General features: G+C 53.5%; 17 protein-coding genes. 6 read left to right on the top strand and 11 right to left on the bottom strand.

What is annotated here, in order from left to right:
* Positions 1–191: 191 nt before the first annotated feature.
* Positions 192–695 carry a phenolic acid decarboxylase gene (locus N6P30_RS07525; protein ID WP_008503103.1) on the bottom strand — a complete coding sequence of 168 codons (504 nt, stop codon included), beginning with the start codon at positions 693–695 and terminating at the stop codon, positions 192–194.
* A gap of 99 nt (positions 696–794) precedes the next feature.
* Between N6P30_RS07525 and N6P30_RS07520 the strand changes: the two genes are divergently transcribed.
* Entirely contained in the window at positions 795–1,676 is an 882-nt protein-coding gene (locus N6P30_RS07520; protein WP_023294746.1) for a LysR family transcriptional regulator, read from the top strand.
* Positions 1,677–1,708: 32 nt separating this feature from the next.
* Positions 1,709–2,503, top strand: coding sequence for an SDR family NAD(P)-dependent oxidoreductase (locus N6P30_RS07515; RefSeq protein WP_021242161.1), 795 nt, complete (start codon positions 1,709–1,711; stop codon positions 2,501–2,503).
* Between the two features lie 5 nt (positions 2,504–2,508).
* On the opposite strand, the gene N6P30_RS07510 is transcribed toward N6P30_RS07515, so the two are convergent.
* Entirely contained in the window at positions 2,509–2,955 is a 447-nt protein-coding gene (locus N6P30_RS07510) for an NlpC/P60 family protein (RefSeq protein WP_008503106.1), read from the bottom strand.
* Between the two features lie 320 nt (positions 2,956–3,275).
* Here N6P30_RS07510 and N6P30_RS07505 point away from each other — a divergent pair, with 320 nt between their 5' ends.
* Positions 3,276–3,935 carry an HAD family hydrolase gene (locus N6P30_RS07505; RefSeq protein WP_023294747.1) on the top strand — a complete coding sequence of 220 codons (660 nt, stop codon included), beginning with the start codon at positions 3,276–3,278 and terminating at the stop codon, positions 3,933–3,935.
* 84 nt (positions 3,936–4,019) lie between these two features.
* Here the strand turns inward: N6P30_RS07505 and N6P30_RS07500 are convergent, their stop codons facing one another.
* Entirely contained in the window at positions 4,020–5,045 is a 1,026-nt protein-coding gene (locus N6P30_RS07500; protein ID WP_008503109.1) for a TerC/Alx family metal homeostasis membrane protein, read from the bottom strand.
* Between the two features lie 163 nt (positions 5,046–5,208).
* A complete protein-coding gene (locus N6P30_RS07495; protein ID WP_008503110.1) occupies positions 5,209–5,607 on the bottom strand; it encodes a potassium channel family protein in 399 nt (132 codons plus the stop codon).
* Between the two features lie 315 nt (positions 5,608–5,922).
* On the opposite strand from N6P30_RS07495, the gene N6P30_RS07490 reads away from it, so the two are divergent.
* On the top strand, positions 5,923–7,260 hold the full coding sequence (locus tag N6P30_RS07490; protein ID WP_008503111.1) for an MFS transporter: 1,338 nt from the start codon (positions 5,923–5,925) through the stop codon (positions 7,258–7,260).
* A gap of 34 nt (positions 7,261–7,294) precedes the next feature.
* Here the strand turns inward: N6P30_RS07490 and N6P30_RS07485 are convergent, their stop codons facing one another.
* Entirely contained in the window at positions 7,295–8,032 is a 738-nt protein-coding gene (locus N6P30_RS07485) for an IclR family transcriptional regulator (protein WP_023294748.1), read from the bottom strand.
* 169 nt (positions 8,033–8,201) lie between these two features.
* Between N6P30_RS07485 and N6P30_RS07480 the strand changes: the two genes are divergently transcribed.
* Both N6P30_RS07480 and N6P30_RS07475 read left to right on the top strand, forming a co-directional pair.
* Complete coding sequence (locus N6P30_RS07480; RefSeq protein ID WP_023294749.1) at positions 8,202–8,894, top strand: RraA family protein; 693 nt, start codon at positions 8,202–8,204, stop codon at positions 8,892–8,894.
* Complete coding sequence (locus tag N6P30_RS07475; RefSeq protein WP_023294750.1) at positions 8,894–9,832, top strand: NAD(P)-dependent oxidoreductase; 939 nt, start codon at positions 8,894–8,896, stop codon at positions 9,830–9,832. The genes N6P30_RS07480 and N6P30_RS07475 overlap by 1 nt, the downstream gene beginning before the upstream one ends.
* Positions 9,833–10,202: 370 nt before the next feature.
* Here the strand turns inward: N6P30_RS07475 and pcoE are convergent, their stop codons facing one another.
* The 6 genes from pcoE to pcoB form a co-directional block, all read right to left on the bottom strand.
* Positions 10,203–10,637, bottom strand: coding sequence for a copper resistance system metallochaperone PcoE (pcoE, locus tag N6P30_RS07470; protein WP_000723069.1), 435 nt, complete (start codon positions 10,635–10,637; stop codon positions 10,203–10,205).
* Between the two features lie 217 nt (positions 10,638–10,854).
* Positions 10,855–12,255, bottom strand: a complete 1,401-nt coding sequence (gene pcoS / locus N6P30_RS07465) for a copper resistance membrane spanning protein PcoS (protein ID WP_001211180.1) — start codon at positions 12,253–12,255, stop codon at positions 10,855–10,857.
* Entirely contained in the window at positions 12,252–12,932 is a 681-nt protein-coding gene (gene pcoR / locus N6P30_RS07460) for a copper response regulator transcription factor PcoR (RefSeq protein WP_001188930.1), read from the bottom strand. The genes pcoS and pcoR overlap by 4 nt, the downstream gene beginning before the upstream one ends.
* Before the next feature lie 54 nt (positions 12,933–12,986).
* Positions 12,987–13,865 carry a copper resistance inner membrane protein PcoD gene (gene pcoD / locus N6P30_RS07455; RefSeq protein WP_229692861.1) on the bottom strand — a complete coding sequence of 293 codons (879 nt, stop codon included), beginning with the start codon at positions 13,863–13,865 and terminating at the stop codon, positions 12,987–12,989.
* Between the two features lie 55 nt (positions 13,866–13,920).
* Positions 13,921–14,301 carry a copper resistance system metallochaperone PcoC gene (gene pcoC, locus N6P30_RS07450; RefSeq protein ID WP_000025662.1) on the bottom strand — a complete coding sequence of 127 codons (381 nt, stop codon included), beginning with the start codon at positions 14,299–14,301 and terminating at the stop codon, positions 13,921–13,923.
* Between the two features lie 39 nt (positions 14,302–14,340).
* Positions 14,341–15,231 (bottom strand): copper resistance outer membrane transporter PcoB, encoded by an 891-nt coding sequence (gene pcoB, locus N6P30_RS07445; protein WP_001378118.1) that lies wholly within the window; start codon positions 15,229–15,231, stop codon positions 14,341–14,343.
* Positions 15,232–15,235: the final 4 nt, after the last annotated feature.

The raw sequence follows: 15,235 nt of genomic DNA, 5'->3' as shown, positions 1-15,235 counted from the left end.
CTATAAGACAACTAGCAGCCAATTGAAAAACAACAAGTTAATTTTATATTAAATATTTTTGATGTGATCTTCCGCAACATTTTGAAATGGAAACATTTAAACCAATCCTCAACAAACAAAAAAAATCCCGGCCATTTCAAAATAATATGAAATAGCCGGGAACTTTTCTATTTAGTTAATTGTCGCGCTTATTACAGGTTATCTGGAAAGTTTTTCGGTAATTCACTGGCCGCGCAGGCGATCACGCTTTCATTATTGGCACCGCAGTCGCGTACAAAGGTGATTGTGGCAAATTCATCAATCACTTCGGTTGGATACGCCGGGCCCGCATCACGGTAGCTGTTCATCAGCGGAATATGATCGTTCTGGAAGCAGACGGTTTTTTCCGGGTTGTTCATGACCCAGCGCGGGAAGAAGATGGTGCCGTGGAACAGTTTGTCGCCCAGGTTCACAATCAGGCTGACGTCGGTACCGGTTGGCTCGGTCCAGGAAATTTTATAGATGCTCTCCCCTACCCGCACGATGTAAGCCTGCTGATCTTTCACCCAACGGTTTGCCACCAGACCGCTGTGAATACGGTAATCCAGGGTCGTCTCATTTTTGACGTAAATCTCGTAGTTCCAGCCGTTGTCGTAGGTATAAACAAGGTGTTTGCCAACGAAGCCGCTTAAGTCGTGTTTGTCGAAGGTGTTCATAAGATGTCTCCTTTGTTTTGATGAGACGATCGTACCCCTTCAAAAAATGAATGAATAACGCTATGTTTTAATCAAATTCATCCAAATTTTAGATAATTTATGCATAAGACGACGCTGGAACAATGGTCTTTACTGGCAAAAGTGGTCGAGGCGGGCAGCTTTGCCAAAGCCGCAGAAGAAACCCACCGCAGCCAGTCCTCGGTGAGCTATAACCTGTCGCTGCTGCAGGAGCGGCTGGGCGTGGCCCTCCTGGTGCCGGAAGGACGACGGGCGGTGTTAACGCCGGCAGGAGAACTGCTGCTCAACCAGGTTAAACCGCTGCTGAAAGCCTTTTCGTACGTTGAGACGCGCGCAGCGGCCCTTCGCAACGGAATGCGCACGCGGCTGGATCTGGTGGTGGATTCCATTTTCCCTCGCCGCCGCCTGTTTGCCATTCTGCGCCAGTTCCAGCAGCAGTATCCGCAAACCCAGGTACGCCTCACCGAGGTGCTGGAAAACACCCGGGACGATGCCATTAACGACGAAGCCGATGTGATGGTCCTCACCCGCCGCCAGGACATGACCGGGCTCGGCGAATGGCTGATGAATATCGACTTTGTTGCCGTGGCCCACCATCAGCATCCTCTCTTTCACCTCGACGCGCCGCTTAACGACGACATGCTACGCCCGTGGCCGCTCATTCAGATTGCGGACAGCCAGCCCGCCGCGCGCGCGGCCGGTGAGTCATGGACCTTCTCCACCATCGATGCCGCCATTGAGGCCGTTCTCTCTCAGGTCGGCTACGGCTGGCTGCCAGAGGAACGCATCCAGACCCAGCTGGATCAAGGCATCCTGAAACGCCTGCCGCTGAGCCACGGTGCACGCAGAGCGACGCCGCTTCACCTGATTGTTAAGCGCTCTCTCGCCCCGCTTGACGAGCAGGTGGAGACGCTGCTGCGCCTTTTTAGCCAGGAGCCGTCATCCTCACCTGCTACGCTTTAAGGTCCGAACGTTAAAACGATAAGGAGCGGATGATGAAAATCGACTTTACGGGGAAAGTGGCGCTGGTGACCGCCTCAACCGGCGGGATCGGGTTCGCCATCGCCAGAGGGCTGGCAGAAAGCGGTGCCGAGGTGATCGTCAATGGCCGCAGCACGGAATCGGTGAATAAAGGCATTCAGCAGCTGCAGCAGGTGGTGCCGGGCGTGCAGGTGCGCGCCGCGATTGCCGATCTCAGCACGGCGGAAGGGGTCGAGTCGCTGCTGAAGGTGGCGAATAACGTCGATATTCTGGTTAACAACGCCGGGATTTACGGCCCGCAGGATTTCTATGCCACCGACGATGAGACCTGGGAGCGTTACTGGCAGACCAACGTGATGTCCGGCGTGCGTCTGTCCCGCGCCCTCCTGCCGGGCATGGTGCAAAAGGGCTGGGGACGGGTGGTGTTTATCTCCTCCGAGTCGGCCTGCAATATCCCGGCGGATATGATCCACTACGGCGTGACCAAAACGGCGCAGCTCTCCCTGGCGCGCGGGCTGGCGAAGTTCGTGGCGGGAAGCGGCGTGACGGTCAACAGCGTCTTGCCGGGGCCAACGATGTCGGACGGTTTCGCAGAGATGATGAAGGATGAAATCGAAAAAACCGGTAAATCGCTGGAGCAGCTGGCGAAAGAGTTTGTGATGGCCAACCGCCCCAGCTCGGTGATCCAGCGCGCGGCCACGGTTGAAGAGGTGGCCAATATGGTGATTTATGTCTGTTCGCCCCAGGCTTCCGCCACCTCGGGCGCGGCGCTGCGCGTCGATGGCGGCGTCGTGGATGACATCATCTGAGGCTGTCAGGCTGCACTGCCTGCAACCCGACGGGCAGTAATGTAGTGCGCCTGCCAGTAAGCATCCGTCAGGGTTGATACCGTGACGCCCTGGCTGCTTGAGGCATGAATAAACTGGCTATTGCCAATATACACGCCGACATGCCTGCGGTTCGGACCCGTCTGGAAGAACACCAGATCTCCGGGCCTCAGGCGGTATTGCGTCACCTGCACCCCGCGGTGGATCTGCTCGCCGGTCGTGCGCGGTAAGTTAAGATGCGCCACATCGCTGAAAAGATGTTGCATCAGCGCGGAGCAGTCCACCCCGCGGCGCGTGGTTCCGCCCCACTGATACTGGGTCCCCTTCCACTTTTGGTATTGATCAAGGATGCGCGCGCGCAGCGGGCCCGTATCCTGTTGCATCAGTGCAGATTTCGCTGGCGAGACGGCCAGGTCACTGTTCATCGATAGCATCGACGCGGGGAGTTGAAAACTGAATGCAGAAAACGAAGCAAAACTTAACGTCAGGATTGAAATAAACGATCTAAGAGTCATATCAAGAAAGCAGTAGTGAGTGAGTTTTTCCTTACCTGTGGGGCCAAAGGGTTCCCCTGAATATCGTGCGATGTGGCGATAATATAGACAGATCGTTTTTTCACCAATTCTTATCGAGGCCAAAAATGGACTCACTTTGAGATCGCAAGATCGAGAAAAAAATGGTGGTGATGTAAGGACTGTCCTGGTAAAGCAGGTAAACTGATCCACAGAATGTGTATTTCAGCTAAGACGTATTTATGACCAATATGATTGCCGACGAGACGGTGGCGAAATCCAGCGTGCTCTCTGTCTTTGACTTTGATGGGACGTTAACACACCACGACAGCTTTATTCCTTTCCTGCGCTTTGCCTTCGGGAAACGCTACTTCGCGGGCCGTCTGGTGCGTATGGCGCTGCCCACGCTCCACTGCGTGCGTCGCAAGCTGACGCGCGATGAGCTAAAGGAAGTGCTGATCAAAACGTTCCTGACGGGCGTGGATGAACGCTGGTTGCGCCAGCAGGCGGAAGCGTTTTGCGAAAAATACTGGAGCAAGCTGATGCGCCCCGAAGGGGTTCTGGCCGTGGCGGCAGAGGTGAATTCCGGTGCGGAGGTGACCATCTGTTCCGCGTCTCCGGCGCTGGTGCTTCAGCCGTGGGCTGACAAACTGGGCATTAAGCTGATTGGCACGCAGCTGGAAGTGAAAGACGGCAAGCTGACGGGGCGCATCACGGGCCATAACTGCCGCTGCGCCCAGAAGGTGGCCAGGCTGGAAAAAGTGTATGGCGATCTGAACGCCTATCACCTGCGCGCCTGGGGGGACACCCGCGGTGACCACGAGCTGCTGGCGGCGGCGCAGGATCCGCACTGGCGGCACTTCCACCCGCCGCGCAAGCGCCGCAATTCACCCATCAAGTAGCCTTTTTGCCGGGTGGCGGCTGCGCCTTACCCGGCCTACATTCGAACTGTAGGCCCGGTAAGCGAAGCGCCACCGGGCGGTACATCAGGCTTCTCGTTTCCCCGGGAACATCACGCTCGCAATAATTCCCAGCGCCAGCACGCCCAATACCACAAACAGGCTGGCCGTCGCGCCAATGCTGTAACCGTGATGCCAGAAGTGATCGGTGGCATTTAACCCCAGCTTGAACGCCACGAAGAACAACAGCAGCACCACCGCTTTCTCGAGATGCACCAGATACTGCTTCAGCGCTTCCAGCACGAAGTAAAGGGTACGCAGGCCGAGAATAGCGAACATCATGGCGCTGTAGATAATCAGCGGCTCGCGGCTGACGGCGATAATGGCCGGCACGGAGTCAAATGCGAACATCACGTCTGAGAGTTCCACCACCGCCACGCAGAGCAGCAGCGGGGTCGCATAGCGCTTCGCCTTCTTCACGCGCCCAACCATCACGTCCTGGTTTTCCGGCTTTTCAAGCTCCGCATCCACCTCTTTCTGCGTCAGAATAAAGGCGTTGCTGCTGATTTTCGGCCAGACCGGATAGAAGCGTTTCACCAGGCGATAGGCGAGATGACCCGAGTAATCTTCCACTTCGTCACTCTCTTCATTGCGTCGGAGCATCATTACCGCCGTCCAGCCGACGACCAGCGCGAAAATCACCTCGACGTAAGGCCCCAGACTTAACAGGCTGGTGCCGATAGCCACGAAAATACCGCGGAAGACAATCGCCCCCAGCACGCCCCAGTAGAGCACGCGGTGACGGTACTTATCCGGCACGCCGAACCAGGCGAAGATCGCCATCATCACAAACAGGTTATCGACGGAGAGCACCTCTTCCAGCGCATAGCCGGTGAGGAACAGGCTCGCCATCTCGGCGCCGTGGTGAACGTACAGGAACCCGGCGAAGGCCATCGCCATCATGACCCAGAAGAGGGACCACATTGCGGCGCTTTTCAGCGAGATCGGTTTATCGTGACGGTGCATAAAGAGGTCGATAAACATCGCCCCAACGGCCATCACTACAAAGACAACAACGGTTTCCGTCGGGAAACCGAGATGAGCAGCAGACATACAAAACCCTTTTATAGAGGCAAAGCACAGCACCATGCAGGCTGGCGTAAACCAGCAGAGAAAAAGGGTGGGCTGTTTATCACATCCACCCTCAAAACCGCAGCGCGACGGCCGCGTAAGGGGTGTACTTTACCTTACCAGATGGGGATTGCACATCTACCGTTTAGGCGCTCATGCCACGCAAACGCTGCAGCACTGCGACCAGAACCGCCACAGACCAGCCTACCATCAATGCGCCCACCAGTCCTTCCACCCCGCCGATGAGCCGCCAGTGCTGGGGTAACGTGACGTCGCCGTACCCTACCGTCGCGTAGCTGACCAGCGAAAAGTAGAAGCTGGTGTTCCAGTCATTAAACGCGTCGATGACAAAATAAAAGGCAGCAAACAGCCCGGCCTCCAGGAGATGGGCGAAAATCATAGAGATCACGATACCGACATTGCGTAAAACAATGCGTACCGCAGAATCGACGTCTAACGTGATGAATTTTAAAACACCAAACATCCACAGCGAATGAATGACCACGGTTAGGGTAAGCAAAATAATAATGCTGAGTAGCTGCATGGTACGTGCTCTGACCAAAAGGAGTATGGCCCCGCGAGCGCGGCGGGGCATCTGGTCGAAGCTTAGTCGAAGGGAGAGGAAAAGTTGGTGCAATAATTGCGTTACGTGATTATTTCTCTGCCGGCACGTCCTGCTTGCGGCTGGTCAGTAGCCTTGAGCGATATCCGCAGCGCACTATCTGTGAGTCACCTCTTATTTACATCATTTAAACCTTCCATTAACTGGATAAAAAGAACGCGCCGTCGCTATAGTGGTTTTGTTTAATAAAACTAAGTTGTACCTAATAAAACAAAGAACACACCCTGCGAGGATACAATGACAGAACATTTACGTAACGGCGCGACCGCCACCGAGGACATAGAAAGAGAGACGATGCGGAAGGTGATCTGGCGTATTCTTCCGTTTCTGATTGTCAGTTACCTGGTCTCGATTATCGATCGCGGGAATATCGGCATGGCTTCGCTGCAGATGAATGAGGACCTTGGCCTCAGCAAAGCGGCGTTTGGCTTCGCCAGCAGCCTCTACTTCGTGGCCTATTTCCTGTTTGAGGTGCCGAGCAACCTGGCCATGCAGAAAGTCGGCGCCCGGCTGTGGATCCCGCGCATTATGATCAGCTGGGGCATCGTCTCCATGGGCATGGCGCTGGTTCAAAATACCACGTCGCTCTATATCGTCCGTTTTCTTCTCGGAGCAGCGGAAGCAGGCTTCTTCCCCGGCGTCGTGCTGTATCTGACCTGGTGGATCCCTGCCCGCTACCGCGCGCGCATTATTGCGTCCTTTATGGTCGCCATCCCGCTCGCTAACTTCATCGGCTCCCCGCTTTCCGGATTGATACTGTCGCTGGATGGCTGGCTGGGTCTTCGCGGCTGGCATCTGCTGTTCATTATTGAAGGCTTACCTGCGGTGCTGCTGGGTATTGCGGCCTGGTTTATTCTCCGGGATCGCCCTCATCAGGCGAAATGGCTCAGCGATGAACAGAAAAAGTGGCTGGAAACCACCCTTGAGACCGAGCGTAGCCAGCAAAAGAACATTGGACACCAGACGACGTGGCAGTTGCTGAAGCATCGTCAAATCTGGCTGATGGCGCTGATTTACGCGGGCGCATCGTCCGCGGGCACCACTATTAGCGTCTGGTCTCCTCAGCTGCTGAAATCCTTCCATCTTGATAATCTTCAAACCGGTCTGTTTAACGCCATTCCTTACGGTCTGGCATCGGTTCTGATGATTGTCTGGGGACGACACTCCGATCGCACCAATGAACGCCGCTGGCATACTGCGCTGACGCTGTTCATGATTGCCGCCGGCGTGTTCGCTGCCTTTGTCAGCGTCTCGCTCTTTGCCACTCTCGCGATCCTGAGCATTATCCTGACGGGCGCGTATTCGATGAAAGGGCCTTTCTGGGCGCTGGCGTCCGGCTGGATGAGCAGCTCCTCGGCGGCGGCAGGGCTGGCCGCGATTGGTGCCATCGCGAACCTGATTGGCGGGGCGGTCATGGTAAATGCCTACGGCATGATCAGCGAGCAAACGGGCAGCTACACGCTGGCTATGCTTCCGCTGGCCGTGCTGTGCCTGGCCGGGGGTATCGCGGTACTCATTATGGGACGACAGGCACGCAACGCTCAGCTACACGAAAAACAGGTCACACATTCGTGATGACAGAAGCGGGACACATGTCCCGCTTCTGCGTTTAAAGATTTTCTTCCGCCGCGTCGCTCGTTTCACCAAAGAACTGCTGACAGAAGGACTTACTGGCTCCCATTTTCTGCGACAGACGGCTGGCCGCCGCCTTCATCAACGGGCCTATCTCCTTCTCACGACGATCTTCCGTCAGCCGTGAGATGGGGCCGGTCAGGGCTAACGCCGCAACCAGCTTGTCGTGAACGCCGAAGACAGGCATCGCAAACGCCGCGGTGTGGGGATCGCGTGCGCCTGACGTGTAGAAAGGGAGTTCAGCGTCGCCCTCCGGCAGGCTCTCATTGAGCCCCCAGTGGCGCAAGACCTTACTGATGGCCGAATTATCGAGCGGGAACTGGCTGCCGGGAAGATTGCTGTGTCGCAGGCCGTGCGACGCTTCCGCGCGAAACAGGCAAAGGCGCTGCCCGCCCTCCAGCACATACCAGCTGGCACTCTCCTGAGACGCCAGGGAGAGCGCCTGAAGCTCTGGCTGAACCACCCGCGAAAGATGGAAAGATTGTTCATACAGCTTGCCGAGGTAAAGCAGACGTGGGCCAAGCGCATAATTGCCGTCTTCATGCCTGACGACGTAATTCATCCGTTCAAGAGAATTCATCAAGCGGTAAACCGTGGTTTTGTGATAACCCGACAGCTGTGCCAGCGCGGTCAGCGTCAGGCTCTCCTCTCCAGGACGGAAGCAATCCAGTAAAGCCAGCGCTTTTTCAACCGCTACAACGCCTTCATTCCCCATCATTATCTCCTTGTTAGCCCGGCAGTGAGTGTACCTCAAATTTTGTGAGTCACTTCGTGTTTACATCACAAACGCCACCTCGGGTCTGGCTAAAAGGAAAGCAACACCGCTATAGTTGTTTTGTTCTGTACACCTGCGTTGTACTAAGTAAAACAACATGGAGGCATTCATGTCCGTTTCTGAAAAAAAACCGATTAATCGCCAGTTCGAACGCGTTTCTGTCGAGGACGTTCGTCGGGCTGCCGAGTATCAGGCCGCCATTCTGGCCGACGTCGCCGGTCGCCGCGGTACGCTTCACGGCCGCATCAAACCGCTGGCTCCTCACATGTCCGTTGCGGGTCCGGCCATCACCGTGGAAGTCCGTCCGGGTGATAATCTGGCGATTCATGCCGCGATGGCGGTTGCGCAACCCGGCGATGTCCTGATCGTCGATGGCAAAGGCGACCTGAGCTGCGCGCTGCTGGGCGAAATCATGGCCACTCAGGCTCAGGCGAGCGGCATTGCGGGCATCATTATTGACGGTGCTGTACGTGACGCCGATTCCCTGAGCAAAGGTCACTACCCTGTCTTTTCTGCCGGTCTGAACCCCTGCGGCCCGACAAAGTTAATTTCTGGCCGGGTTAATCATCCCATTTCAGTCGCCGGGGCGACGGTTCAGGCCGGGGATCTGGTTGTCGCGGATATCGACGGCGTGGTCGTCATCCCGCGTGATGAGGTTCAGCAGGTCATCGCGCTGGCAAAAGAAAAGCTGGAGATGGAGACCCGGCGTCTTGCCGCCATCCGTGAAGGCGATTTGCGTCCACACTGGCTAGATGACGCGCTTCGTAAGGCAGGTATGTTAGCCGACGGGGAGACGCTGTGATGGGGGGCAAAGACGTAATTCTGGTTACCGGAAGCGACCTGGCGGAGCAGGCCATGGTGATGCTGCAGGGCTTTGAGGTGGTGTTTGCGGGCCGCCAGCCGACAGAAGATGACCTGATCGCGCTGTGTGAACGACACAATCCCGTGGCGATTCTGGTTCGTTACGGCCGGATCACCGCGAAAGTCATGGATGCCGCCCCGGCTCTGCAGGTTATTTCCAAGCACGGAAGCGGGATCGATGTGATAGACCAGACGGCAGCGGCCGAGCGCAATATCGCCGTCCGCGCGGCCCCAGGCGCAAACGCGGCGGCAGTGGCTGAACATACCTGGGCGCTGATCCTCGCCTGCGCAAAGTCCGTGGTGCCTCTGGACAAGCGGCTGCGGGACGGGCACTGGGATAAGGCGACGCATAAATCCATTGAGCTGGAGGGATTAACCCTGGGGCTAATCGGATTGGGCGCTATCGGCTCGCGCGTGGCAACTATTGGTCATGCCTTCGGCATGAAGGTGCTGGCTTACGATCCCTATGCTAAATCGATGCCTGCCCTGTGCGAACGTGCAGAGACGCTGACCGGACTTCTTTCCCGTTCCGATGTCATCTCTTTGCACTGTCCGCTAACCGATGAGAATCGGGGAATGATCAATAGCGAGGCGCTCGCACACTGCAAACGGAACGCCATTCTGGTCAATACGGCACGCGGTGGACTGATCCACAGTGAATCGTTACTGGCGGCGCTCCGGGATGGCACGCTGCACAGCGCAGCGCTGGACAGCTTTACCCAGGAGCCGCTGACGGCGCCGCATCTCTGGCAGTCCGTAGAAAACGTGGTGATTTCACCGCATATCGGCGGCGTTACCGCCGCGTCATACATCAAGATGGGGACCGTGGCCGCGGGCAATATTCTGGCCGTGACGGATGCCACCACCGTCAGCCCGTAAAGCCAAGCGTGACGAGTGGCAGCGCGCTGATGTCACTTGTCTTCTGCTGTGTAGAGACATTAAAGTTGTATCCTTTAACCTGAAAAAGACTTTAAAGTTGTAAAGTTTTAAAAAAACACATACAAAACATGATGCTAAGTGTGTATCACACGCTGTTCCAACATTATACCTTGATGTTCTTGCAGGAACTGCAATTTACAGGAGGAAAAAGGTGTTTTTGTAGTTATCTGGCGTTACGTGACAGTGTTGGTCAGATACTTCCACCTCTTCAGAGTTAAAGTTTGATATATGGGAAAAAAAACGCTCCCGGACGGGAGCGTAAGCCAGTGACTTCGGCGTCAAATGAGGGTCTAACAAGTGGAGCTGCGGGTTAATTCTGGGTGATCTGACTGCGATGCTTATCAGCCTGCTGCTGGTGAACAACGGAAGACTGACCATTATTCGCCTTCTCATGTACAGCTGCGGCCTTCTCATGCTCGCTCATTTCAGAAAATGACTTTGCTGTTTCGTTGGTAGCTCCGGGTTTAGCTTTCATCATTTTTTTATGCATTTCAGCCATGTCCTGGTGGGCAGCAGAATTGCTGTTTTGCATCATGTCATGGGACATTGCGGCCTGATCGTGACTGCTCATATCCATCATTGTCATGCTGTCTCCCTGAATTGCACTTTTTTCAGCAGATGACTGCATCTGGTGGGCAGGTGCCTGTGCATTATTTACCTGGTCATGCATGTTCATTGTCTCTGCAGCCATGGCAGATGAAGCGGCAGCCATAATGGCAACAAATGATACGAGAATCTTTTTCATGGTTGGGTCTCCGGTGTTTACATACCCAAACAATCAATGGCTTATAACAGAGAAAGCAGTTGATCTCAGGGCGGGTTAATCATCACTCCAGGAACCAGGTGATTGTGTTATCACGCTGCTCCTGATTTATGAATAATTATAAAAAACCGCCTCTGTTTATCGCGTGACTGAATGATGACAATTTTGTCACCTTCCAGGTTTCTCCTGAACAACGGGATTAATCCATTAACAGGCGCACTTTGAACACAATTTCACGCCCCTGCTGTTCTGCTGACAGCTCGCCGCCGTGAGCATGAATGATCGACCTTGTAATTGATAATCCCAGCCCCGCGCCTTCCGTGTTGTAGAACCTTGATGAGTCTGCGCGATAGAACCGGTCAAACAAACGTTCCAGATTAGCGGGAACCTGGCCGGACATCGTATTCGTAATCATCACGTTCACACAGTCACTGTCACGCTCAAGGTGTATCGCTGTACAGGTGTTATCGGGAGAATACTTGATTGCATTGGAAAGCAGGTTACTGAAAGCACGTCGGAGCATATCGCTGTCTCCGGCAACAACGCCCTCTCCTTCAACCGTGATTGTCTTTCCTGTTTCGTCTGCCAGGGGCTCGAACAACTCACGTAATTCATTCAGTTCGGCTGCCAGATCCACATCATGTTTATCCAGCCGCAGCAGACCATGCTCTGAACGTGCCAGAAAAAGCATGTCACTGGTCATTCGTGACAACCTTTTCAGTTCTTCCAGGTTAGCGAATAAAATTTCGCGGTAATGCGAAACATCCCTTTCCTTAGCCAGTGCAAACTGCGTCTGCATCATCAGATTACTGACTGGTGTGCGCAGCTCATGCGCGATGTCAGACGAGAAATCTGACAGTTTCCGGAATGCCCCCTCCAGGCGATCAAACATATTATTGAACTCCTGCATGGTCTCAGAGATTTCCGGCGGAGCCAGATCGGGATTTAGACGCTGATCCAGGCTGTGTACGGTCATGGAGGAAGCCAGACTGGTCATTTCCCGTAGCGGTTTCAGACCAATACGTGTGGTCAGCCAGCCCAGAAAAACAGAAATAAAGACCAGACCGATATTGAACCAGAACAGCCAGGTACTGAGTTTGTCCATAAACAGGGTGTGATACCCAGTATCCGTGGCAACCGTAATGATGACATGTTTGCTTTTACCCTGTTCCGGCGTCACGGCAACCCGCCGCGAGATACTGCGGTACACGGTGTTATTTTCTTCCGTCTGGATCATATAGTCGAGAATATCACCCGACTTATTAAGCAGGACCGCTGGAACAACAGAATTTTTGGCATAGAGTTCAACAATTTTTTCATTTTCCATGTTTTTTATAGAAATGAATAAGCCATTGTGCCCCACCATCGCATCGTTTATTTTTTCTGATAATGACTTAATATCCGTTTTGTTCCTGAACGTCTCTGTTTTAAGAAACTCTTCGGTGAGCTGAAGTTTACCTGTCAGAAAATCGCGGTCCTGATTATCGAAATAGCCATTAAGGGTGCTAATCAGGATAAAACTTGATAACCACCATACCGTAAGCATCACCGCAGAAAAAATCAGGCTCAGGCGTGTGGTCAGGGAAATTTTGAACCTCACTCTTCTCTGATCTCCAGGACATATCCGGCACCGCGAACGGTATGGATCAGTTTTGGCTCAAAGTCATCATCAATTTTACTTCTCAGACGTCTCACGGCGACATCAATCACATTCGTATCACTGTCAAAATTCATGTTCCAGACCAGGGACGAGATAAGACTCCTGGGTAACACTTCTCCGGTGCGTTGCAGCAGCAACTCAAGCAGAACGTATTCTTTACCGGTGAGATGGATCTTCTTCCCCGAACGGATCACGGTCCGGCGCACCATATCAACGGTCATATCGGCGATGGTGCAGACTGTTGCGGCCTGCGAGCGTGCCCGGCGCAGTAGGGTTCTTACACGTGCAACCAGCTCCGTAAAATCAAAGGGCTTAATCAGGTAGTCATCTGCGCCAAGCTCCAGTCCTTTCACTTTGTCCCGCACGTTGTCCTTTGCGGTTAAAAACAGGACCGGTTCTTCGTGCCCGGACTCCCTCAGTGCGCTGATGATTTGCCACCCGTCGAGGAAAGGCAGCATCACGTCCAGTATTATCAAATCATACTGTCCCTTCGACGCGGCCCCGAGACCATCGCGGCCATTATTAAAGAGATCGGCCTGATAGCCTTCCTCAACCAGTCCCTGCTGCAGGTAACGACCTGTTTTTTGTTCGTCTTCAACGATTAAAATACGCTGCATGGTCAACTCGCTGATATGAAAGTAAAAATCTCACGCATGAGCTTTGGCTGTCCCCTAGCTGACCTGAGACGGAGCAAGCATTCCGAGCCACGCTACGGCGCCCAGAATGATAATCGCAACAACGAATTCTGTCAGGATGCTGTTTCGCATCAGGGCAACGCTGCGATCATAATTCCCTTCCCTGACCATAACTTCAAGCCGGGGACCCAGGTGAAACCGGTTTGCTGCAGCCAGAAGAAGCATCAGAACAAACAGAGCCGTCTTGGCAAGCAATATCCTCCCCCAGGAACTGTTGAATAAGGGAGTTAAGTTACCCTCAGCAATATACAGATAGTTGACCAGCGCACTCAGGATCAGGGCTACAACAATCACCGTTCCTGCCGTGGCAAATTTTGCCAGGGAGTCAGATATCACAATGACGCTCTGTGCATTATGCTCGTTTCTGCGCATCAGCAGGATAGCAAATGCAACCAGAGCACCTGTCCAGGCACCTGCAGCGCCGAGATGGGTCAGATCGCTCAGTAAATGGAGATAGTAATGCAGACCGTCATGCATAACGGCGTGTCCTCCCCAGGCAAGTGTAGCCAGCGCCACGCCCCCACTCATCGTCATCAGCAGGCAGGACAATACTCTCTTATTAGTGTAAAGGAACAAAGCACCGAGTGTGGTAAACAGGGCACAGAGCCTGACAATCCAGCTAATACCCACATCAGTTTCTTCTATCACCATCTCGATAACATGGATGGATAATTCTCTGAGGTCAGTTACTCCACTCATGGCATTAGATACCAGGAGCATATTAATGCCAGTAAGAATGATGCCTGTAACAACAGCAAAAGTTATAAACGACCTGAAATTAGTCAGGTTATAGGTTTCATGTCTGACACCGCTTATTCCATATATCTGAAAAAATGGCAATCCAAATATTACCATCAAATCCAGATAAAGAAGAAAACGAATAACAATCATAATCAGGTCGTTCATAATATTACTTCACTGTAAAGGTGTAATTACCGGTAATAGGGTGCGTATCTGAAGAAACCGCGCGCCAGTCAACACGATAAGTGCCAGCGGGTAAAGGCTCTCGCGGAATAATGACCATCGATTTAGGGTCAGCGCCTGGCGCCACTTTTGCCGCGACCGGCATCGGAGAATGTGATGACATGCCTTTCATACCCGTCATCGTTAATTTTGCACCTGAGAATTTCACGGTCAGATTTTCCGAGAAATTAAGCTGAATCTTTTCCGGGGCCGCTACGGCTGAATCAGCCTGTGGCACAGAGCTTTTTAATTCCGGATGGGCCATAGCAGAGAAAGCAACGCCCATAACGAGGCCACCTGTAAGAATGGCTTTATTTAAAATCGACATTTTATTTACCTGTTTAGTTGAGTGTTTTATATCAGTGCGTTAAAACCAGATTCTGGCTCCCGCCAGGAATACTACCTGATGGTCTTTCTCACCTTCTCTTTTCGCCATATCGGATGTTTTCCCGTAAAGTTGATTCCAGGAAACGCCTATATAGGGTGCAAACTCACGGCGTATTTCATAGCGCAGCCGGAGCCCCAGCTCTGTGTCAGTCAGTCCCCTGCCGCGACCCCGCGATTCATCATCCTGACTGTAGAAATTCACCTCATAGGATGGCTGGAGTATGAGCCGGTTAGTCAGTAAAACGTCGTATTCTCCTCCCAGACGAAGGGCTGCTTTTCCGCCATTACTGACAAAACCCGTAATTTCAGACTCAAAATTATAGAGTGCCAGCCCCTGAAAACCGACAGCAGCCCAGGTCCGGGCAGAAGCAGGTCTGAAATCCTGCCTGACACCCGCAACCAAATCCCACCATGGGCCAACCGCATGTCCCCAGAGTAACTGCGCTTCAGCCGCCTCCGTTTCCCCATTGCTTCGTTCACCTTCACTCTTTAGCCAAATCCGATCTGTGTCGCCTCCAATCCAGCTGTTAACACTCCAGCTGAAATTGTTGGTGTTATCCGACCGTTGCCATTCCAGTTGATCCAGCAGAACCAGATAATTAATCGCACTGTCGTGAATCGCATGCCCCTGTAAATTGCCGAATGCAGCCTTCCGGTCGGCATCGGTAACAGGCGGAATTGGCGTTCTGCTCTCAGTTACAATGGGCTCCATTGACGTCATCTCAGTGAAATTCTCATCTGCTGGCATCTGCATGGCAGACATGTCGTGCCCGGCGTGGGGATCTGCAGAGACGGAGCCCGCCGCAATAGAAAGCTGTGAGGTAAACAAACCGGCGACCAGAACAGGTATGGCCTTCAAATTTCTCTTCATTCGC

Origin of the sequence: Enterobacter sp. PL1, from assembly GCF_945957325.1 — a bacterium.
Taxonomy (GTDB): Bacteria; Pseudomonadota; Gammaproteobacteria; order Enterobacterales; family Enterobacteriaceae; genus Enterobacter; species Enterobacter roggenkampii.
The sequence above is the reverse complement of the archived record's forward strand: the minus strand, read 5'-3'. Positions and strand labels throughout refer to the sequence as shown.